This window comes from Halarcobacter bivalviorum, assembly GCF_003346815.1.
Classification (GTDB): Bacteria; Campylobacterota; Campylobacteria; order Campylobacterales; family Arcobacteraceae; genus Halarcobacter; species Halarcobacter bivalviorum.
In genome coordinates this window covers 472819-495145 of the sequence record NZ_CP031217.1, presented here as the reverse complement: position 1 = coordinate 495145, position 22327 = coordinate 472819, and the positions used below count along the sequence as shown (strand labels likewise).

Genomic DNA, 22327 nt, shown 5'->3' with positions numbered 1-22327 from the left:
CGTTCTTTACTTCTTTACTCTCCTGATAATAACTCCCCTCTGTAAGTTACTATTCCATAATCTAAATTTGCAACTGAAGAAAACCCCATATCAATCATAATTTTTTGACAATATGCACTTCTACTTCCACTGTGACAATATACTACAATAGGAGTCTCTTTTTTACTTTCTATTTGCTCTAAAGCTTGATAAAATGATGTTGTTGGTACTAAATAATCTGTTCCTTTTATTCTAGCTCCTACCCATTCCATCCACTCTCTTGTATCTACTAATAAAAAGTTTATAAGCTTTAACTCTCTAGCTTCTAATAAAGCTTCTACTTCATTTGCATTTATTTGCTCTTTTTTTAGAATATTTTCACAATCTTCTTTAGATAGACCTAAGGAATGAGTCGGAACTTCTTCTTTAACTTCTTCTTGCTTTAATGAATCAACATACTCTTTTGTACAAAAAATTCCACAGTGACAATGACCTTTTTCAGGGATTTCTTTTGTTAAAGCAGGTGTACAAGGGCATAATCTATTATCCTCTTTTTCTCTTTGAGAAGGAGTCTCTCCTATAACCATAAAACAGGGACAAAATCTTTGTCCATAAATCATTTTATTTCTTGTTAAACCTAATTGAATTGATTCATTTACATCATCTTCCAGATTATAAAAAAATCCATGTTCTTCACAAACTTTAGTAGTAAACTGTTTTGTAAGCTCAAGTTCTGTTTGAAACTCTTCACTTTCAATATCTATTTTTTTAATCATTATTATAATCCTAATTATATTTGTGTAAAAATAACATATTAATAAAGATATAAAAATTAAACAATTGTACTAAAAAAATTAACAAAGTTTTTATTATAATAATAAATAACCAATTTTAACACGAAGAAATAACTATGAAAAAACCAAAATTCTTCTTAAAGATAAAACCTACAATTTCCTTTATTTTAATTTTATTAATCGCCTCTGTAATTGTGATAACACTCTCTCTTCAATATTATTTTTCCAAAGATTTAGCTTTTAATGCGACTGAAAATAATTTCAAAATAACTGCTGAAAAAATAGAACAAAAAATAATAACATTTGATAAGAGTAATAGCGATATATTAACAACAATTATTCACTCTGAAGAGATGAAAGAATTTCCAAAAGTTGGAGAAAACCACAGATTATTAAAACAATTAACTGTTATTTTAGAAAATAAAAAACATATTTATGCCATTTATGCAGGAAATAAAAAAGGTGAATTCTTTGAGGTAATAAACTTAAATGTTAGTGAAAAATTAAGAGCAAAATATGAAGTTTCAAATGAGATAAAATGGCTTATTATAAAAATTTATGAAGAAGATGGTAAAAAAGTCAAATATGAAGAATATTTAGATAAAGACCTTATTATATTAAAAACCATAAAGAAACAAACGAAATATAATCCAAGTATAAGGCCTTGGTTTAAAAAAGCTTTTTCAACAAAAAATGTTATAAAAACAAAACCATATAAATACACAAACTTTGATGAGTTAGGAATTACTTATGCAAAGAAAATCAAAAATAATGATATTGTTTTAGGAGTAGATGTTCTATTAAACAGTATCTCAACTTTTTTAGATAAACAAACACATATAGAAGATAAACAAATTTTAATTTTTCAAGATGATAGTAAAATTATTGCTGCTGCAAATTTGGCTAATAACACAAAAACTGTTCCATATAAGCAGTTAATTGCTTTTTCTAAAGATAAAAAAATTCAAACACTAAATTTCAATCTAAAACTTGAAAAAGAGTATTTTGTTTATTATTCTGTAATTAAAACAGAGTTTAAGAACAAAGACTATTTAGCAATATTAATTCCTATAGATACAATAATGAAGCCCTTTATAGATAAAATCTATAACTCTTTTTTAATAACTTTATTAATTCTTACTCTTACAATTCCACTAATTTGGTATTCTACAAGGATTCTTGTGGAACCTATACAAAAACTAGAAAAAGAGAATGAAAAGATTTCAAATAGAAAATTTGATGATGTAAATCTTATAAAAACTAGAATCAAAGAGTATCATGAGTTATCATTATCTTTACATAGTATGTCAGTATCTATTAAAGAGTATGAACTAAAACAAGAAGAGTTGATGGACTCTTTTATTAAACTTATTGCAAGTGCAATCGATGCTAAATCAAAATATACAGGAGGACATTGTGAAAGAGTTCCTGTTTTAACTATTGCTTTAGCAGATGCAGCTTCAAAATCTCAGGAAGGAATCTTCAAAGATTTTAACTTAAAAACAAAAGATGAAAAAAGAGAATTAAGTGTTGCTGCTTGGCTACATGATTGCGGAAAAGTCACTACTCCTGAATATGTAGTAGATAAGGCCACAAAACTAGAAACACTTTATAATAGAATTCATGAAATTAGAACAAGATTTGAAGTAATACATAGAGACCTTACAATTAAAATGTATGAAAATGTTCTTTCAGGGGCTGATAAAGAAAAAGAAGAGCAGCTTTTAAAAGAAGAGCATAAAAAACTATTTGAAGAGTTTAAAATAGTTGCCACAGCTAATATTGGTGGAGAGTTTATGGATGAAAAAGATATTAAAAAAATAGATGAAATCTCTCAAAGAAAATGGACAAAATATTTTAATGATACCCTAGGTTTATCTCAAGATGAACTATCAAGAATTGATGATAAAAATAGAGTTTTTCCAAAAGAAGAAAACCTTTTAGTTGACAAAAAAGAACATCTAATTGAAAGAAAATATTTTTCACAAGAAGAGTTTGAAAAGTTTAGATTTAAAATGGAGGTACCTAAGTATCTTTATAATTTAGGAGAAGTTTACAATCTAACAATAAAAAAAGGAACATTAACAGAAGAAGAGAGATTTAAAATCAATGAGCACATGATAATGTCAATAAAAATGTTAGAACAACTTCCTTTCCCAAAAATATTAGAAAAAGTACCAGAATATGCAGGTGCACATCATGAGACTTTAATAGGTACAGGTTATCCTAGAAAACTTATAAAAGAGCAGATGTCTATTCCTGCAAGAATTATGGCAGTTGCAGATATATTTGAAGCTTTAACTGCAGCTGATAGACCTTATAAAGAAGCTAAAACTCTTTCTGAATCAATTAAAATACTTAGTTTTATGGTTAAAGATAAACATATAGATGAAGATATTTTTAAACTTTTTCTTACAAGTGGGGTTTATAAAGAGTATGCTCTGAAATATTTAAAAAAAGAGCAATTAGATGAAATTGATATTTCTAAGTACTTATAAACAATCACAAAGTGATTGTTTATAAACTATTTGAAAGAAGCTATATATTCAGATAAAATATCTAAATCTTCATTACTTAACGAGCTTACTTGTGCAATCATTACACCTTTCATTGCTGCTCCATAAGTTCCTTCTTTGTATCCTACTAAAGCATCAAGTACTTTTTGCTTATCCCAACCTTTAATAATTTGAGATTTACCTAAAGCTTTCATATCTCCATTTTGTCCATGACATCCTGCACATTTTAAATATAAAGATTTACCTTTTGATGCTACATTAGTATCTGTCTTTGTTTCTACAATATTATTGATACTTGTTTCAATATTATCTTTTGCTTCTTTTGTTTTATTTACAATTTCATCAGTTAACTCTTTTGCTACAACTTCAGCTTTTGAGCCAATACTTTTTGCGGCTTCAGTACTTTTTTGTGCAATCTCTTTTGACTCTTCAGCAACTTTTGAAGCTACTTCTGAACTTGCTTCTTTTACAACTTGAGTTATTTTTGCAGTAGATTCTTTAACTTGATCAACAAGTTTTGACTCAGCACTTGCTTCTTTTTCTACTTTTACTTCAGTTTCAACTGGCTTTTCAGTTTTTGTTTCTGTACTATCTGAGCATCCTGTTAAAAGAGCTATTGCTACAAAAGAACTTAGTAATACTTTTTTCATAATCAATCCTTGTGTTTTTTTAATTCTACTTTTTTATTGTATAGTTTTTGTAGAGTTTGTTTCAAGCGGTTTATAAGAGAATTTAAACTCATCTTTTACAAAATCAATTTTAACTTGACCACCTTTTTTAAGTTTTCCAAATAAAATTTCATCAGTAAGAATATTTTTAATCTTATCAGAAATAACTCTATTAAGAGGTCTTGCACCCATTGCTTTATCATATCCAAGTCTTGCAAGCTCATTTTTAGCTTTTGCAGTAATTGAAATTTTGATTTTTTTATTTTCAAGTTGCTTTTCTAAATCTTCAATAAATTTTCCAGCTACTCTTGCTACAATATCTTGCTCTAAAGAGCTAAAAGTAACCATAGCATCAAGTCTATTTCTAAACTCTGGTGCAAAGAATTTATTAACAGCCTTACTTTCATTTAAAGAGTCATCTTTAGCAAATCCCATTACATTTGCTTCACTTGCACCTAAATTTGAAGTCATAATTAATACAACATTTTGGAAATCTGCTTTATTACCACTATTATCAGTTAATTCAGCATTATCCATAACTTGAAGTAAAATTGACATTAAATCTGGATGAGCTTTTTCTATCTCATCTAAAAGAAGTACGCAGTGAGGATGTTTTCTAATTGCTTCTGTTAATAAACCTCCATTTTCAAAACCAACATATCCAGCTGGAGCTCCTATTAATCTTGAAACTGTATGTGCTTCCATATATTCACTCATATCAAATCTTTCAAAATGAATACCTAATTGATTTGATAACTCTTTTGCAACTTCTGTTTTACCAACTCCTGTAGGTCCTGTAAATAAAAAGCTTCCAATAGGTTTTTTATCAAGACCAAGTCCTGCTTTGTTTCTTTTAATTGATTGAACAATTGTTGCAATAGCACTATCTTGTCCAAATACTCTTTTCTGCATATTTGTTTCAAGATTTTTAAGTAAAGAAACATCAGATTTTGTTGTAGATTTTGAAGGCACATGTGCCATTCTTGCAACTGTATCTTCAATATCTTTTTGAAGAATTCTAATATTTTTTTTATTTACAGCTGCATACTCTATTTTTTTACTTGCTCCTGCTTCATCAATTACATCAATTGCACTATCAGGTAAAAATCTATCTGAAATATATTTTTTACTTAAATTTACAGCTGCTTCAATTGCTGTGTTTGAGTATGAAACTCCATGGAACTCTTCATATTTAGATTTTAAACCCTCTAAAATTGTAACTGCGTCTTCAAGACTTGGTTCATTTATATCAACTTTAGCAAACCTTCTACTTAAAGCTTTATCTTTAGAAAAATCATTTCTAAACTCAGAAAAAGTTGTAGCTCCAATACATTTTAATTTTCCATTTGCAAGCATTGGTTTTAAGATATTTGAAGCATCCATCGCACTTCCACCAACACTTCCAGCACCAACTATTGTATGAATTTCATCAATAAATAAAATAGCATTTGGGATTTTTACAATCTCTTTTAAAAGTGATTTTAATTTCTTTTCAAAATCTCCTCTATATTTTGTTCCTGCAACCATTGAACCCATATCTAAAGAAAAAACTTTAGCATTCTCTAAAAACTCCGGAACCCTTTTATTTGCAATTTCTAAGGCTAAACCTTCAGCAATAGCTGTTTTACCAACACCTGGTTCACCTACTAAAATTGGATTATTTTTCTTTCTTCTTCCTAGAATTTGAATAACTCTATTGATTTCATTTACTCTACCAATAACAGGGTCTATTTCCCCTTTCTTAGCTAAAGCTACTAATTCAGTAGAATTTCTATCTAATACTTTATTATCATCTTCTTTCTCATCATTTTTAATTTGCTCTTCTTGCTCATTTTCTCGATGAGAAATCTCTTCTAAAATATCTACTCTCTCTACTCCAGCAGATTTTAAAAGATAGGTTGCATAAGATTTTTCATTTTTTAAAATAGCTACAAACATATCTTCTACATTTGCATTTCCTCTACCACTTGTTTGCGTATGTGCAACCATATTTTCAATTGTAGAAGTTAAAGTAAGAGTTTCAATAGGTTCATCTTCTACATTTTCTGGAAAAATAGGAGTATTGTCTTCAATATATTTTTTTATTTCATTAAAAAATTTTTCTTGGTCTAAACCTAAATCTACAAATAGATTTTCAATAACCTCATCATGTAGAAGCATAAGAAAAATATGTTCTACTGTTAAATACTCATGCCGACTTTTCTTAGCATAACTTACAGCTTGTGCAAATATATTTCTTAATTCTTTACTTATCATATTTTATTCTTCTTCCATAATAGCTTTTAAAGGAAAGCCTTTTTCTCTTGCAAGTGTTTTAACCTGTGCAACTTTTGTAGCAGCTATCTCATGACTATAGATACCACAAACTTCTCTACCATTATTATGTATATTTAACATAATTTGAGTTGCCTCATCTACACTTTTTCTAAATATATTTGTCAATACATCAATAACAAAATCCATAGTTGAATAATCATCGTTTAGTAGAATAACTTTGTATTTTTTTGGTTCTGAAACCTTTAAATTACTATCCAATTCTATTTCTAATTCATTTGCCACTCATTTCACCTTTTATTTAATCTATTTGTATTATAACTAAAAAAGTAATTAGCTTCGTAAAAGAAATAGCCAATTAAATATTTTAAGCTATATTTATATTTTGTTCTTTATAAACTCTATAAGTTCTTCTTTACTAAGAGGTTTACTAAAATAATAACCTTGATAAATGTTACAACCAAAACTCTCTAATAGTTTTAGTTCATTTTGCTCTTCAACACCTTCAGCCACCACTTCAAGATTAATGTCTTTTCCAATATTTACAATTGATTTTACTAACTTCATATTCTCTTCATTTAAAAACATATCATGAATAAATGATTTATCGATTTTTAGCTCAGAAATAGGTAGTTTACTTAAAATACTTAAAGAAGAATATCCTGTACCAAAATCATCTAAAGAAATACTAATATTGTATGACTTTATAGTATTTAAAAAAAGAATAATCCCTTTTACATCTCCTAAAAAAATATTTTCTGTAATCTCTATCATAAACTTATCATTGGGGAAATTACTATTTAAAATAAGCTTTTTAAATCTATTCATCTCTTTTATAGAAACTAATTGCCTTGGAGATACATTTACAGAAAGAGTAAACTCTTCATTTGTTTGAGCCCAAACCTCTTTAATATCTTTTTGAGCTTGTTTAATAACATACTCTCCTATATCATTTATAATTCCACTCTTTTCAGCTATTTTGATAAATTTTTCAGGAGATACAAAACCTAATTTTAAGTTATACCATCTAATTAAAGCCTCAACTCCAACTATCTTATTTGTTTTAGAGTTAATTTTTGGTTGATAAACTAAAGAAAATTCTTCTCGTGCAATTGCTTGTCTAAGTTCAGTCTCTATTTGTACTATCTCTTTTGTATTTCCATATATTGCTTTTGAAAAGATTACATATGAGTTTTTATGCTCTTTTGCTTTATATAAAGCCATATCTGCTTGATTAAGAAGTTCAGAGGTTGTAGTTTTATTTTTAGAATATTTTGAGATTCCAATACTAACTCCCGTAAAAACTTCTATATCATCAATTCTAAAGTTATTTGAGAAAATATCTAAAATCTTTTTTGCTATTGTTCTTACGGTCTCTTCATCTCTTTCATCGATTAAAATAATAAATTCATCTCCTGCATTTCTTGCAATATAATCTCTTTTAAAAAGTCTTGCTTTTAATCTTTTAGCAACCTCTTTTAAAAGTTTATCTCCCACTAAATGGCCATAGTTATCATTGATATATTTAAAATTATCCAAGTCTAGAAAGAAGACATAAAAGTTTCTTTTTTTCTCCATTCTATTTTTTATCTCTTCATTCAAAGAGTATCTATTATAAACGCCTGTTAAAGTATCATGATTAGCAATATATTTTAATTGGTCTCTTGTTTTATTTTGAATTTTAATACTATAATTAAAAAGAAAGTATAAAATTAAAAGAAGAATAAACAATAAAATCATTGCAATAATAAGTTTCTTATTAAAATCTTTTGTAACAACATCAAAAGGGATAGAAACTAAAGAGTATAAATTATAATCTTCTATATAAATTACTGAGATTAATCTCTTTTGATTAGAGATATTAGAGATAAAAACTTCTGGAGTAAATTCTTTTACTTCATCTATTTTTTTTAAGATATGAAAATCAAACTCTTTTAAATAAATTTTCTCATAATTATTTTCTACTGGATTCTCAAATTGTAAAAAACCATCTTCTCTTATTAATTGTATTTTTAAATCTTCAGGTAGCTCTTTGATATTTAAAACCGTATCTCCCCCATCTACTTGAACTCCAGCTGTCATAACAAGAAGTATTTTCCCATCATTTGTTTCAATACCCATTCTAAGAGGGATAACCCATTTTGCAAGATTTTCCATATAATAAGTTCTACCTAATTTCATAGAAGTACTATCTCTTGCTTCTTCAAAACTTTTTGCAGTTAGTTTATCATCCATTAAATTAGGTAAATTATCTGTATTACTTAAAGTAGAGACTAGAATCAATTGTCCATCATAACGAGCTAAACCAAAGGCCACAATACCTTTATTTACTCTTTTCATATCATTTATAATTTTTCTTCCATTTTCTGGATTATTTAAAGTATCTAATTCTAAAAGGTTCTCACCTAATATTCTTAAAGTAGATTCTTTATTTCGAAATGATGAAATTGTATTTTGGACACTGATTTTATTAAAATTTGTTAAACTTTCAGTATACTTGTTTTTATTTATAATCCATTCATAATAAAATATAAAAATTGCTGCAGTTAATATTAATGTAGTAACTACGATATAAACAAGCCAGAAGTTAACTTCTTTAAGCTTTGGCATAATCTTCCTAATAAAAAATAACCTAATGATAAAATTTCATAAGGTATTAAAAAATATACAATATATAGTTTTTAATTTTACTTAGATAAAATTCAAAAAAAATTAAAAAGATAGTTTATGGAAAAATCAATTTTTATAACAGCAACAAATACAGATGTAGGAAAAACTTATGCCTGTGAAAAATTTATCAATTTTTATGCAAAAAAAGGTTTAAAAGTTGGCTACTTTAAACCAGTTGAAACAGGGGTTATAGAGTTACCTTTAGATGGTTCAAAGATGTTAAATTTAGTAAAAAAGCTGAATCCTTTTTTTGATGTTTCAATCAAGGATGTTGTTCCTTATCAATTTGAACTTCCTGCTGCTCCTTTTGTAGCTAAAAAAGATAAAAAAATAGATTTAGACTTTTTACTTGAAAAAAAACAAGAGTTAGAAAAAAAGTGTGATATTTTGATAATTGAAGGAGCTGGAGGACTTATGGTTCCCATTGAAAAAGAGTTTTTTATTATTGATTTAATAAAACTTTTTAAAGCAAAAGCAAAATTAATCACGCCATCAAAACTTGGTTGTATAAATGATACTTTATTATCTATAAAAGCTTTAGAAGATAAAGAGATTGAGTTTGATTGGTATATAAATCTATTTTTAGATAAAGATAGTTTTGAAAAGGTTTCACTACCTTTTTACAAAGAGTATTTTAAAGAGTTAAAATATCTGCATGAGCTATAGAAATTAGATAATTTTTCTATTTCTATAAGCTACTGCAATTAGAAGTACTATTATTACTAAAGTAACCGGTACAAAGGTAGGAATTGGTACAGGATCACCTGCTGCATATGAGTGTTTTCCTGCAAGGTAATAGTTCACTCCAAAATAAGTCATAATAATTGAAGCATAAGAGATTGTAGTTAATACAGCAAAAACAAAATCAGATAAAATATCTTTTATATATTTTAAGTGAATTATAATTGCATAAATAATAATAGATACTAAAGTCCAAGTCTCTTTTGGATCCCATCCCCAATATCTTCCCCATGATTCATTTGCCCAGATACCACCAAGAAAGTTACCAATTACTAATAATACAAGCCCTATTAAAATAGACATTTCATTTATTCTATTTGACTCTTTTATACTAACTAAGATATTAAAAAACTTCTCATCCTCTTTTTTAGGATTTGCAAGAGCAAAAAGAATTAAACTTAAAAATCCAAGTAAAGAACTTAAACCTAAGAAACCATAACTTGCAGTAATTACACTAACATGAATTGTTAACCAATATGATTTTAAAACTGGTACTAAAGTTGTAATTTGTGGTTCTAGCCATGATAAGTGAGCCACAAAAAGCGTAACCCCACTTAAAATAGTTGTTGTTGATAAAGCTAAAATAGATTGTCTTGAAAAGATAATTCCAGCTAAAACAATTGCCCATGAGATATAAATCATAGACTCATAACCATTTGACCAAGGAGCATGACCTGCAACATACCATCTTAATCCAAGTGCAAGGGTATGAAAAATAAATGAGATAGTTAATAAAACTAACACAACTTTTGCTATTTTTTCTAACTTAACATTACTTTTAAAAATATTTACAAAAATTAAAACTAAAAGAAAAAAACCTAAAATTAAATATATTGGTGTTAGGTTTTCAAAGATATTGTATTTATTGAAAATCAACTCAGCTTTAATCTTTAATTCACTTGGAAGAATATTTGCATTTGCATTGTTTTTTTGAAACTCTTTTATTTCTTCAAAAGAGGCATCCACTTCCTCCCATGAGATACTATTTTTTGTAGCTTCATTTAACTTTAAATAGTAGTTTTGCATTAACTCTTTAATTTTTGATGCATCTTTAGAGATTAGAAGATTTACAGCTTCATTTGTATTTAGCCATTTATTATTTATATCATCTTTTTTAGGGAAAACTCTTAAGAAGTCTCCTGTGAAAAGAGTATATGCAATATTTAGTCTCTCATCAACTTTAATTAAATCCTTATCAAACTCATCTCTTGCTGAACTCTTTTTTGCATTTGCTATTTCTAAATGCCCTTCAAGTTTATAGAAGCCCTCTTTTGTATAAATATCCATAAAACTAATTGTTTTTGCATTTTTATCTACACCTACAATCTCTTTTAATCTTTTACTTTTAACATTTATAAAGTCTAACTCTTGCCAAATCTTTGGATAAAGCATCATACTTAGAAAAAATTGATTTGCATCTAAACCATAGATTTCATTTTTTCTTGTGATTTTATTGATAATCTCAATAGCTAAAGAGTTAACAGGTTTAATTCTTCCTTGGTAATCTTGAACTAATAATGAACCAAATTTATTAGCATGTTCTTTATTTATATTTAAAATTTGAGGATTCTCTTTTAAAATATCCTTTGCTATTAAATTATTTGGTAAAAACAGAAGTGTAGAAAAAATAAAAAACAGAGATAACACTGCTTTTTTAGCATAATACATTTTTTTGATATTTTCAACATCATATCTTTTTGAACTCAATTTTTTTAATCTTCCTTTTTTTACAAATAGACTTAAGATAAGTCCCGTAAATAGTAAAAAATACCCTATATAAGTAGGAATTTTTCCTGGATCTTTATTTACTAACAGAATAGTTCCATCCTCATTTTTTGTATATGAAGATTGAAAGAATCTATATCCAGCATAATCTAAAGTATTGTTCATATAAATTGTATATTCTAAAGTATTCTTATTTTTTGTATCATAGATTTTAATATCACTTTCATAAGCTGAAGGTGCATTTGAACCAGGATATCTATGTAATCTAAAATCATTTAATAAAATAGCAAAAGGTAGTTCTAACTCTTTTGTCCCCCACTGAAGATAAAACTTCTTATTAGCAATTTTTACCTCTTTTTTAAATCCAGAGAAACCACTCTTTCCAAATAAAGCTACTTGCTCTTTTTTACCATCTACTACTAAATCAACAAGCACAGCAGAAAGTTGTTTCTCTTTAGGAATCATATCTCCTGCATAAACAGTTTTTAACTCCCCTTTTAAAGCTGCTTCATTTATTAGAAATTGAGTCTGCCCCACTTTATAGATAACTCCTAATTCTAATAAAACTTTTTCATTTGCTTTAATTGTTTTTGTTGATTTAAAATCTTTTGTAAAAAGAGTTGTTTCAAGATTTGAAGAATAAAATATACTCTCATTTGTAGTTTCAAAATTTACATAAGCCCTACTTTTATCAACATCTTTATTTAATGAAAAGTCTAAAAATTGAGTTTGAATTAACTCTTTATCTTTTAAATCAAGACTTCTTGAACCATTAAAACCTTTTACAACAATATTTATCATTGCTTTTCCAGTTTCACTTGGAACTATTCTTTCTACTGCATTATCTATAAAACTATTAAAAGTTATCTCTACTTTTTTCTTTTCAACTTCTGTAGTATATGAAAAATTATCCTGTGCAAGTTTTGTCATTAAAACTTTTTTATCATATACCAATTTATCATCTTCATATATTTTTATATACTCATCCATAGAGTACATTTTATTTTCCATTCTACCTTCATAAATTGTTATGTTTGCTTCATACCCTAAATATCTTGTCATAGCAGAACCTACAAAAATAAAAACTAAAGAGATATGAATCATAAATAAAAAGAATTTCTCTTTTTTATACATTTTAAAAACAAAAATATTAATAATTACAGCAAGAGTTAAAAGAAGCATTATTAACTCAAACCAAGTTTGACCATAAATAAAAGATTTAGCCCCTAATGGTCCAAAGTCATTCTCAATAAAAGTAGCAATAGCACATGAAAGAGCAAAAAATAGTAATAAGACAATTACTAAAGGCATTGAAAAAATTGATTTGATTATTTTAAACATTTTAGATTTCCGTAATATTTGTAAATTAGCATTTGTAAGTAACATCAAAAGATTTAATCATAAGTAAGGAGACTGAAATGAAAGAGATTTGATGTTACTTACAAATACCAATTTTATTGGTCTAGAGAACCGAAGTTCTCTAGTTTTTAGTTGTATGAAGTTTTATCTTCTACACCTTCTGTTGATTTAGGGTTATAAACACCTTTTTTCTCTGCTTCTTTTTTCCATTCTTGCATTAAACCATTTCTAAATTTCATTTTTTCTTCAATTAATTTCTCAAATGGTAATCCAATAATTTCTTGAGCTTGTTTTTTGTCTTTAATCTCAGGAGCTTTATAATCACCTGCACCATGTTTAGCTAATACTTTAGCTAATTTGATTCTTGCATCACCAGCTTTTCCTAAAGCAGTACCTAAAATTCTTAGAGTCTCTTCTGGTGCGTGGAAGAATGATGGATGCGAAGCAACAGCATAATCCCATCTCCATTGAGCATGTCTAATATCTTTTAAGATTGGAGCCATTTCTTCTTCAGTAGCACCAACTTCCCAAGCTTTTCCTGCTTCTAAGTGAGCCGCTGCAAGAGCTTTCATAGCTTTTTTGTGAAGCTCATTTTTTCTTTCTCTTTTTTCATTAATATTAGCAAGTAATGATTTCTCACTTACTCTGTGACAATTCATACAAGATTTATCCATATTTTCTAATGGATTTCCAATATTATGGTCTGTATATTTAATACCACCTTCTTGAACATATGGCATGTGACAATCTGCACAAGATACATTATTTTTTCCATGCGCACCAGTTTTCCACATTTCCCAACCTGGGTGTTGTGCTTTTAACATTGGTGTTTTAGAAACTTTATGTGTCCAATCTTTGAACTCCATATTATCATAATATTTTTCCATATCTTCAACTAGTGTACCTTCTGCCCATGGTAAAGTTACTACTGCTGCACTTTTCCCATCAGCTAATGGAGTTTTTGCAAAATAATACTCTACGTGACATTGAGCACAAACCATTGATCTCATATCTTGTTGAGTAGCTTCAGCTAAAGTTTTTTCACCTGCAGCTTTTAAACCTTCATCTAAATATTTTCTATTTACTTGAAGTTCCATAGTTTCTGGATTATGACAATCTACACAACCAATTGGATTGATAATATCAGAACCATATTTAGACCATTTCCCTGTATAATACTCCATATCACCATCTTCTGCCATAATTCTAGGTACATCAGGAGATTTACATGTCCAACATGCAGTTGGCATAGGACCTGTTTTCTCATCAACTGGACCACCAGTTCTTAATGTATTTCTATTATCTTCTACAGCATAGAAGTGACCTCTTGGTGCATTATAATCTTTTGCAAAACCATAACCAGCCCATAAAACTACTAACTCAGGATACTCTTTTAACATATCATGAATTTCATCAGATTTTTTAGTCTCTTTCCAAGAATCAAATTGTCTTGGATAGTGTTTTCTAAACTCTTCGTTTTTTGTTTCCCATCTATCTACTTTAGGAACTTGATTTAACTTCTCTTGCTCGTCTTTTTTCTCATTAATCGAAGCTACTAAGGCAGTCATCAAACCAATTGCAACTAAACTTACTGCAAGTAATATTTTGTATTTTTTCATAACAAACAACCTCTACTTATTCTTTTTCTTTAACACCAAGATTATATGGAGTTGATGTTAAACTTCTAACTTTTCCATGTGGCACAAATTTGTGACACTCCCAACATTTACGTCCATTTTCAAGACTTCCAACCTCTTCACTGTGATATTTGTCAGCGTTCATTTTTAGTGTTGCATTTTCACTAGCATGACATCTAACACAGTTTGCTTGTACACGGCTTGCTCCATCATCACTTATATGAATATTATTCTTATAAGTATTAAGAGTGAATGCAACTGAGTGATTCCACCCATCTATAGCTTTTGCTTTATACTTTGCAACAGCATCACCTACAGGCAAGTGACAATCGACACATCCTGCCACATTCTTATGTGAACTTTTTTCCCAAGTTGCATACGCTGAATTCATCGTATGACAATTTATACAGGCTTTTGGGTCACTTGATAAATATGACAACATATTTGATGCATAAACTGTGTAAACAAAAAGAGCTGAAGCGATTAGAAAACTTAAAATTGAACCATAAACCACAATTTTTTTATTCTTCTCCATCACCTATCCTTTATTTACTTTGAAAGTATACAATTAGTTTTTTTAGTTAAAATTGATACGAGTCAAGAAGTTGAATGAATATTCATATTTAGTTAATCTAAAGTTATAATTGAGACTATAAAGATTATTTTTCTTTAAGTTTATAAAAGCATTACAAAGCCTATAAATAGGCTTTGTATAAGTTTATGTATAAGTTTTGATAATAAATAAAAGATTATTGTTTTTTTTGCTATTTTTTATGAAACTTTTTTGTGACTTTTAAAAATCTAACTTAAATTTTTGCTTTTAACCACTTATAATAAAGAGAAACTATAAAAAATGCAAGACCAAGGAGAATAGTAATAATTTTTAATGATACTAATTCAGCCATAATTCCGATAAATAATGTAGTTAAAACATTAGTTAACATAAAAATCATATCATTATATGAAATCACTCTTCCAAGATATTTATTATCTGTTTTTTCTTGAATTAAAGCATATGTATATGACCAAATTGTAGTTGTTGTAAAACCTACAAAAAATATTGCTATCAAAGATAAATAAAAACTATCTTGAACCAATGCCCAAAAAATAATAGCTGCACCTTGAAAAATAAAAATATAAAAGAGAGTATCTTTATTTACTCTATTTGAAATAAAAAATGGACCTATCATTAAAGCAAGGGCTCTAACTGCATTTGTAATTCCAATTGCTAAAGGTACAGAAATCACATACTTATACTCATTTTTAGCTAATAGAGTAACTAAGGTATCAAATACTGTAAGCCCTACTGAAGAGTGAAGAACTATTAAATGAATTACTATTTTGTTCTTTTTTAAGTATAAAAAACCATCTTTTATTAAAGATAATATCTTCTCTTTCGTATGAATTATCTCTATTTTAAAATTGATATTTATCAATAATATTATTGCAGCGAGGATAATAAAGGCATCTATGATGATTGCTGTTTTAACTCCAACTAAATTTACTATTACTCCACTTGCTGCCATCCCTGCTGCAAAAGTAAAAGACCAAATAATAGAGTGAATCTCATTTGCTTTTTGTAAAGCTACACCTGATACAAGTTTAGGAAGAAGAGACATCTCTGTTGAAAAAAACATAGAAGCACTTGCCATTCTTATAAAGATTAGAATCATTAAAATCCATATCTCTTCTTTATTATCAATTGTAAGAAAAAGAATAGTCATTAATAACTCAATTAATAAAAGAGTTATCATCAAAGGTTTAATTTTAAACCTATCTATAATAGCTCCTGAAAGAGGAGCTATTATAATTGCTGGTAGAAAATGCATTGCAGTTACTAATGAAATAGCAAAAGCAGTTGAGCCAAACTGCACTAACATAGTATAAATAGCAACATTTGAAAACCAAGCAGCAAAGTATGATACTAACTGTAAAATAGATAGTTGTCTAATTACAGTATAGTTTGTTAATAATTCACGATAATTCAATTTCTACTAAAACCTCTTGAAAAATTGCAGAATTAGCTGCTTCGTCAGTTAGAAAAGGTGTTACATAGTTTGCATACTTATTTCCTGAGTATGCAACAACACAATTTTCTTTTATATCTTCACTATTTTTAATTTTAATTTTTGTTTGTCCATATGGTGATTTTAATAAAACTTCATCTTCATTATTAAAACCTAAACATGGGTTTACATATAAATAGTTATCTATTTTAAATTGAGAGTTTAAAGAGTTCTTTCTTTTTGAAGTTAAAAAATAGTATTGATTCTCTTTTTGTTTTTCATATAAACTTTCAACTTCTAACTCTTCTAAGAATTCAAATTTTTTAATAAAAGAGTAGTCTTCTACTTTTGTATTAATATAATAGTTTAAAATCTCTTCTTCATCTTTTAATTTCTCAAAAGCAAACTTTTCATTTAAAAAGTTAGCTAATTCATACTCTGTAATTGTATTTTCATTTTTGCTTTCAATATAGTTTGAAATAGCTTTTAACTCATGTCCATAAGAGAGTCTTACATCTTTTTTTGAAAGAAATGAGCTTGAAGGAATAATTAAATCTGCATATTTACTTGTTTCATTTAATACTGTTCCATAAAAAACTACAAAACTATTTTGAAGTCCTTCAATTACTTTTTTTGTATTTGGAGCTGTAACTACAGGATCTGTTCCTTGAATAAAAACCAATTTAAATTTTGAGAAATCTACAGTTGGAAGGGCAATTTTATTTTTAGCTTCAGCTACTAATTGTTTTTCATAACCATAAGAAGAATCATCTAAGTACCATAAACCACCCTTACTTTTATTATGAACTCCAATATAAGCAGCAAAAGAATCAATTGCTCTAAAAATTTGTGCTCCCTCATAATACTTTTGAGGACCTAAACCTAAAAGAATAGAGACACTTTTATCTTTTATTAATTCAAATAGTTTTGTAATTTCTTGAAGTTTAATACCGATTGTCTCTTCATAAGAGATAAGTGGTCTTGACTTAGCTAAATCAAAAAACCATTCTGCTCCCTCATGTTCATTGATAAAAGATTCATCTTCAAGATTTTCCATATGAGCAAACCTTGTTAGTAAAAGAGCTAATTCATGGTCTGTTTTTGGATTTATTTGTAGATGAAGGTCTGAAATTTTTGCTGTTTTTGTTCTTATAGGGTCTATTGTAATAAAAGTTTTATCTTTTATTAAATCGTACATATGAGAAGAAGTAACAGCTACATTTCTTCCCCAAGCAATAATAACATCACTATTAATCAATTTTTCTAAAGGTGGATTAACATTTATTCCCCCTCTCCCTAACTCTAAACCTAAAGAGCCAGTTTCATCACAAAGACTACCTTTTGTAAGAGTAGCTCCATATTTTGCAAAAAAAGTTTTTACACTATTTTGCATTACTCCTAAATTCCCAGCACCTTTGTAAAATAGGACATCTTCTTTTTTAGTTGCTTTTATTTTTTCAACTAAAATATTTAAAGACTCTTCTAAAGAAATCTCTTTATCTTCAAAATATGCTTTTGTTAGAAACTCTTCTTTTGCAAGATTTGCAAAATTTACGCATAATTTTCCATGGGTAACTAAATGCTCTTTTGAGCCTTTTAAATTTCCTTTTTCATCAACAAAAGCTTGGCAAGTATCAAAGCAGTCTAAAGGGCAAGCTACTAAATTATTTGAATTCAATTTTTACTAACCTAGAAAATATTTTTGGAGAGGGAATAACTATTTCTACTTTATAAGAAGAGATATGTTTAGAGTCTGCCACTTCATAAATTTTATTAAGTTTTAAATCACTCTTTTTACCATCAATATAGATATTTTTATTTTTTATTGTTTCAATATCATCAATAGGAACATAAATCTCTAATTTACCCTTTGATAAATCCTTTGCTTCATAAAGTAAAGTACCCGGAGTAACATAATCTCCTTCTTCTACTGCAATATTATAGATATATCTATTTTTTTCTTTTAAAAGTTTATTTTTAATACTATCTTCTAAATTTGCTATTTTTACTTCAATATCTGCTTTTGTTGTTCTATAATTTATAGCTTTTAATTTTTGTGAATCTTTTTCAAAACCTGATTTAGAAGAGACTTTTAACATTCTATTATAATTTTTCTCTTCAATCTCAAGCATTTCAGATATTGCTTTAAGTTTTATTTTTGATTGTTTTAAATCAATTCTATCTACATAAGAGTCTATTTCAATAATTTTAGAATTATTAGCTTCTTTTCCTTCTATTTCATCATTTACAAATAAAACTTTTCCACTAACAGAAGATTTAATTGCATAAGAATTAACTGGCTCTAATTTTGCATAAAATTCATATGCAAATAAAGAGTTTATAAATAATAATGAAACTATTAAATATCTCATTTTTAACCTTTTATATCTAATTGTTTAACTAAAGAGATAATAGTTTTTTTAATCTCTTTAAATTTGTTTGTTTTTTCACACTTAAAGATTAATTCATCAAGTTCGCTATTATACTTTAAATATGGAAGAAGTATCTTTAATAATTCCTCTTTATTTTTACTTGATTTTATTTTTTTGATTAAAGGATTATTATCTTTTTTTATCCTATTTTTTGAAATCCTAACATAAGTAAATAAACCAAATATTAATAGTGTCACAAAACAACCAAAAAGAAAAAACAATAGTTTTTCTTCAAAAGAACTACTTTTTTCTATAACTTTTGTAGGCTCTTTTTTTACAGCTTTTTCTAAAATTGGTTCTTCTTTATTTTTGATATTATTTACAAGAACTTTATACTCTTTTGTTCTTTTTTCTATAACTTTATTCTGCTTTTTATCAAAATATTTTATTGAAAAACTTGGAATTATTAAAGAGCTATTTGGCACTATAGAAAATATCTTCTCATAAGTTCCTTCTAAACCTGCAGTTGAATATTTTGTTTCAATTTTAGGTTTATTAGCATATATAATTGCATCTTTTAATTCTAAAGTATAATCTTTAATATCATCGAAGTTCCCTACTCCTTTGATATTAAGTTTTAAAGATAAAGCTTCCCCTTCTTTTAATTCTTGCTTATCAATTTCTGAATTAATAAAAAACTCACCTATTAAATCTGTATTTTCTGGAAGTTCCTTAATCTCAAATTCTAAAGGATTTGAATAAATTTTCTTTTCAGTAGGTACTCCTAAGAAAGAGAAATTACCAAATCTTGAATCTTGTTTTACTTGTTGAACAATAATAGAAAGAGGTTTAATCTCAACTTTTCCACTCTTTTGAGCAAAAAGAATATATTCTAGTTCTTGAACTATATACTCATTCTCTTCATATCTTCTATTTGTATCTACTTTTTTATACCAAAAGTTTTCAAAATGTGGTGGTTCAAAACCTAAGTTTGTAATTTGAAGATTTTTTTTATACTTAAATATTAAAGTTAATAAAATCTCTTCTCCAATATAAGCCTCTTTTTTAGAAGAGATTAACTGTAAATCAAAATTATCAGAGATAGTTTTATCTGCTTTTTTTTCTAATATTTTTTTTGAAGTACTCTCTATTTTTATTCCATCAATTTCAAAAATAAAAGAGGGAATTGTAAACTCTTTTTGAGGTAAAATTTGAAATTTTTGGCTTATTTTTTCACTATATTTTCCATTAATAATTTGTAAAGACCTTGAAGTACCTAAGTTTTGTACCACATAATCTTCTATTTTTTCTATCTTTGGAAAGTTTATAGAACTACCACTTACTTCAAACTCAAAAATAAAAGGCTCACCTTTTATAAAAGAATTTGAAGAATTTAAGTTTACACTTGAAAATAGTTGTAGAGAAAATAAAATGAAAATAGTTAAAGTTCTAAATACTGTTTTCATTAGAAATCTAATGTTCCTTCTATTGCAAAGTTAGCTCGTGAATCAAGTTCGGCATGTGATAAAACAGCAACTTGTAATCCAAATTTTTCATAAATTTCTGAAATTCTTTTTCTAAGCATTGGATCAACAACCATGGCAACTTTTGAGAAACCTTTTGATTCAACATGTTCTAATAACTCTTTTGTTTTAGATACTAGATTGTTTATTTCTGCAATTGAAAGCATTAATTGAGAAACTCCATGTTGCTCTTGAAGTTTACCAACAAACTGTTGTTCAATCTCTGGTTTTATAGTAATAATATGTAAAGTCCCATCATCATCTTTAAATCTATTTGTAATAAGTCTATATAGTTTACTTCTTACATGTTCTAATAAAATATCTGGTGCTTTTGTAAATTCTGCAATATCTGCAATTGCTTCAATGATTGTAAGCATATCCACAATTGGAATTTTTTCATGTAATAAATCTTTACAAACTTTTAATAAAGTTCCATAAGAAGTAACTTTCATAGCCTCTTCAATAACAATAGGGAAGTCTTTTTTTAGTCTTTCAACAATATCAACAATATCTTGTCTTGTAATAATATCTTCAGAGTGTTTTTTAATTAATTCAGAAATATGTGTAGAGATAATTGTTGGTGCATCAACAACTGTAAACCCATTCATTAAAGCATCATCTTTTTGTTCTTCATCAATCCATACAGCATCTAAATTAAAAACAGGTTCTTTTACATTAATACCTTTGATTTTTCCAGGTATTCCTCCCATAGCAAGGAGCTTATTAACCTCAACTCTTCCTCTTGCTAAAGGAATTCTTTTTAAATAAAGTTCATACTCATTTGTTGGTAAATTTGCATCATCTGAAATTCTAATTTGAGGAATAATAAATCCTAAATCAGCTGCAATTGTTTTTCTAATTGCTTTAATCTTATCAAGTAGCTCTGAATTTCCTTGAACAAGCTGTAAAAGTCTAATACCCAATTTAAGTTCAAGAACATCCATTTTCATGATATTCTCCATTACTTGTTTTTCATCAGGAATAGCTTCTTGTTTTTTCTTCTCTTTTAGTGCTTCAATACTACTTTTCTCATCAACTTTTTTAGTTTTTTGTTCAGTAGAAGAAAATAGTCTTGTTATAACATTATCTTTGCCATCTTCAATCATAGAGATTGTATATCCAATTCCTGCAAGTAAAATACCCATTACCATTAGAATTCCCGTAGGGAAACCAGGAACAAATCCAAATAATATTAAACCAATACCTACTAAAATTAAAGATTTAGAATCTTTGATAAGTTGAGAAACAGATTGATTAGCAAACTTATCCTCATCCATATTTGAACGAGTAATAATAACAGCTGTTGCCGTTGATAAAATTAAAGCAGGTAATTGAGCAACAAGTCCATCACCAATTGTTAAGATTGTATAAATCTCTCCACTTTGTGTTACAGACATATCATGCTGGAATAAACCTATTAATAAACCACCAATTAAGTTTACTAAAGTAATAATGATACCAGCAACAGCATCACCTTTAACAAACTTAGAAGAACCATCCATAGCTCCATAAAAGTTTGCTTCTGTAATTAGTTCTCTTCTTCTTTTTTGTGCCTCTTTATCATCAATAAATCCTGCATTTAAATCAGCATCAATTGCCATTTGTTTACCAGGCATAGAATCAAGAGTAAATCTTGCAGTAACTTCTGCAACCCTTGTTGCACCTTTTGTTACAACCATAAAATTGATTAATACCAAGATGATAAATACGATAATACCAATTACCATATTTCCACCAACAACAAACTCTCCAAAAGCAGAGATAATTGAACTTACAGATTCAGGTCCATTATGGCCTTCACTTAATATTGACCTTGTTGTTGCAATATTTAAAGAGAGCCTAAATAGTGCTAATACTAATATGATTGTAGGAAAGGTTGTAAGGTCCGAAGGTTTTTGAATATATAATGAAATTAATAAAATTAATAAAGATAATGATAATGAAACAATTAAAAAGAAGTCAAGTACCCCTTTTGGAAGGGGTACAATAATAATCATTAATATTGCTACAAAAAGTGCAACAACAAATAGGTCTTTAGAAAAAATTCTTCTTAAATTCATTTA

The 22327-nt window shown here is 27.5% G+C and carries 15 protein-coding genes; 2 read left to right on the top strand and 13 right to left on the bottom strand.

Translation table 11 applies throughout. The features are described 5' to 3' along the window. Positions 1 to 14: 14 nt before the first annotated feature. Positions 15 to 755, bottom strand: a complete 741-nt coding sequence (locus ABIV_RS02475; protein WP_114838389.1) for a ferredoxin-thioredoxin reductase catalytic domain-containing protein — start codon at positions 753 to 755, stop codon at positions 15 to 17. 134 nt (positions 756 to 889) lie between these two features. On the opposite strand from ABIV_RS02475, the gene ABIV_RS02470 reads away from it, so the two are divergent. Continuing rightward, entirely contained in the window at positions 890 to 3271 is a 2382-nt protein-coding gene (locus ABIV_RS02470) for an HD domain-containing phosphohydrolase (RefSeq protein WP_114838388.1), read from the top strand. A 26-nt stretch (positions 3272 to 3297) separates the two neighbouring features. Here ABIV_RS02470 and ABIV_RS13670 read toward each other — a convergent pair whose 3' ends face one another. From ABIV_RS13670 to ABIV_RS02450, 4 genes are all read right to left on the bottom strand, one after another. Next, entirely contained in the window at positions 3298 to 3939 is a 642-nt protein-coding gene (locus tag ABIV_RS13670; protein ID WP_114838387.1) for a c-type cytochrome, read from the bottom strand. A gap of 33 nt (positions 3940 to 3972) precedes the next feature. Next, complete coding sequence (gene clpA / locus ABIV_RS02460) at positions 3973 to 6213, bottom strand: ATP-dependent Clp protease ATP-binding subunit ClpA (RefSeq protein ID WP_114838386.1); 2241 nt, start codon at positions 6211 to 6213, stop codon at positions 3973 to 3975. Positions 6214 to 6216: 3 nt separating this feature from the next. Beyond that, a complete protein-coding gene (clpS, locus tag ABIV_RS02455; protein ID WP_114838385.1) occupies positions 6217 to 6516 on the bottom strand; it encodes an ATP-dependent Clp protease adapter ClpS in 300 nt (99 codons plus the stop codon). A gap of 93 nt (positions 6517 to 6609) precedes the next feature. Then, on the bottom strand, positions 6610 to 8841 hold the full coding sequence (locus tag ABIV_RS02450) for a bifunctional diguanylate cyclase/phosphodiesterase (RefSeq protein WP_114838384.1): 2232 nt from the start codon (positions 8839 to 8841) through the stop codon (positions 6610 to 6612). 117 nt (positions 8842 to 8958) lie between these two features. Here ABIV_RS02450 and bioD point away from each other — a divergent pair, with 117 nt between their 5' ends. Beyond that, positions 8959 to 9567 carry a dethiobiotin synthase gene (gene bioD / locus ABIV_RS02445; protein ID WP_114838383.1) on the top strand — a complete coding sequence of 203 codons (609 nt, stop codon included), beginning with the start codon at positions 8959 to 8961 and terminating at the stop codon, positions 9565 to 9567. Between the two features lie 3 nt (positions 9568 to 9570). On the opposite strand, the gene ABIV_RS02440 is transcribed toward bioD, so the two are convergent. The 8 genes from ABIV_RS02440 to flhA form a co-directional block, all read right to left on the bottom strand. Beyond that, complete coding sequence (locus tag ABIV_RS02440; protein WP_114838382.1) at positions 9571 to 12708, bottom strand: cytochrome c biogenesis protein; 3138 nt, start codon at positions 12706 to 12708, stop codon at positions 9571 to 9573. 146 nt (positions 12709 to 12854) lie between these two features. Then, positions 12855 to 14345, bottom strand: a complete 1491-nt coding sequence (nrfA, locus tag ABIV_RS02435; RefSeq protein ID WP_114838381.1) for an ammonia-forming cytochrome c nitrite reductase — start codon at positions 14343 to 14345, stop codon at positions 12855 to 12857. A gap of 16 nt (positions 14346 to 14361) precedes the next feature. After that, on the bottom strand, positions 14362 to 14898 hold the full coding sequence (gene nrfH, locus ABIV_RS02430) for a cytochrome c nitrite reductase small subunit (RefSeq protein WP_114838380.1): 537 nt from the start codon (positions 14896 to 14898) through the stop codon (positions 14362 to 14364). Between the two features lie 271 nt (positions 14899 to 15169). Beyond that, on the bottom strand, positions 15170 to 16351 hold the full coding sequence (locus ABIV_RS02425) for an MFS transporter (RefSeq protein ID WP_114838379.1): 1182 nt from the start codon (positions 16349 to 16351) through the stop codon (positions 15170 to 15172). Then, the gene (locus ABIV_RS02420) at positions 16338 to 18047 is read right to left on the bottom strand and encodes a molybdopterin-dependent oxidoreductase (protein ID WP_114838378.1); all 1710 of its coding nucleotides are present in this window, start codon (positions 18045 to 18047) and stop codon (positions 16338 to 16340) included. The genes ABIV_RS02425 and ABIV_RS02420 overlap by 14 nt, the downstream gene beginning before the upstream one ends. Beyond that, the gene (locus tag ABIV_RS02415) at positions 18034 to 18741 is read right to left on the bottom strand and encodes an efflux RND transporter periplasmic adaptor subunit (RefSeq protein WP_114838377.1); all 708 of its coding nucleotides are present in this window, start codon (positions 18739 to 18741) and stop codon (positions 18034 to 18036) included. Before ABIV_RS02415 ends, ABIV_RS02420 begins: the two co-directional genes overlap by 14 nt. A gap of 2 nt (positions 18742 to 18743) precedes the next feature. Beyond that, entirely contained in the window at positions 18744 to 20207 is a 1464-nt protein-coding gene (locus ABIV_RS02410; RefSeq protein ID WP_114838376.1) for a BatD family protein, read from the bottom strand. Continuing rightward, on the bottom strand, positions 20207 to 22324 hold the full coding sequence (gene flhA / locus ABIV_RS02405; RefSeq protein WP_114838375.1) for a flagellar biosynthesis protein FlhA: 2118 nt from the start codon (positions 22322 to 22324) through the stop codon (positions 20207 to 20209). The genes ABIV_RS02410 and flhA overlap by 1 nt, the downstream gene beginning before the upstream one ends. Positions 22325 to 22327: the final 3 nt, after the last annotated feature.

Bases quoted from the DNA above. Each gene is read 5' to 3' on its own strand.
- ABIV_RS02440 (WP_114838382.1), bottom strand. From the start codon at position 12,708: ATGTTTAAAATAATCAAATCAATTTTTTCAATGCCTTTAGTAATTGTC.
- ABIV_RS13670 (WP_114838387.1), bottom strand. From the start codon at position 3,939: ATGAAAAAAGTATTACTAAGTTCTTTTGTAGCAATAGCTCTTTTAACA.
- ABIV_RS02410 (WP_114838376.1), bottom strand. From the start codon at position 20,207: ATGAAAACAGTATTTAGAACTTTAACTATTTTCATTTTATTTTCTCTA.
- flhA (WP_114838375.1), bottom strand. From the start codon at position 22,324: ATGAATTTAAGAAGAATTTTTTCTAAAGACCTATTTGTTGTTGCACTT.
- ABIV_RS02470 (WP_114838388.1), top strand. From the start codon at position 890: ATGAAAAAACCAAAATTCTTCTTAAAGATAAAACCTACAATTTCCTTT.
- nrfA (WP_114838381.1), bottom strand. From the start codon at position 14,345: ATGAAAAAATACAAAATATTACTTGCAGTAAGTTTAGTTGCAATTGGT.
- ABIV_RS02475 (WP_114838389.1), bottom strand. From the start codon at position 755: ATGATTAAAAAAATAGATATTGAAAGTGAAGAGTTTCAAACAGAACTT.
- nrfH (WP_114838380.1), bottom strand. From the start codon at position 14,898: ATGGAGAAGAATAAAAAAATTGTGGTTTATGGTTCAATTTTAAGTTTT.
- clpA (WP_114838386.1), bottom strand. From the start codon at position 6,213: ATGATAAGTAAAGAATTAAGAAATATATTTGCACAAGCTGTAAGTTAT.
- ABIV_RS02450 (WP_114838384.1), bottom strand. From the start codon at position 8,841: ATGCCAAAGCTTAAAGAAGTTAACTTCTGGCTTGTTTATATCGTAGTT.
- ABIV_RS02415 (WP_114838377.1), bottom strand. From the start codon at position 18,741: ATGAGATATTTAATAGTTTCATTATTATTTATAAACTCTTTATTTGCA.
- bioD (WP_114838383.1), top strand. From the start codon at position 8,959: ATGGAAAAATCAATTTTTATAACAGCAACAAATACAGATGTAGGAAAA.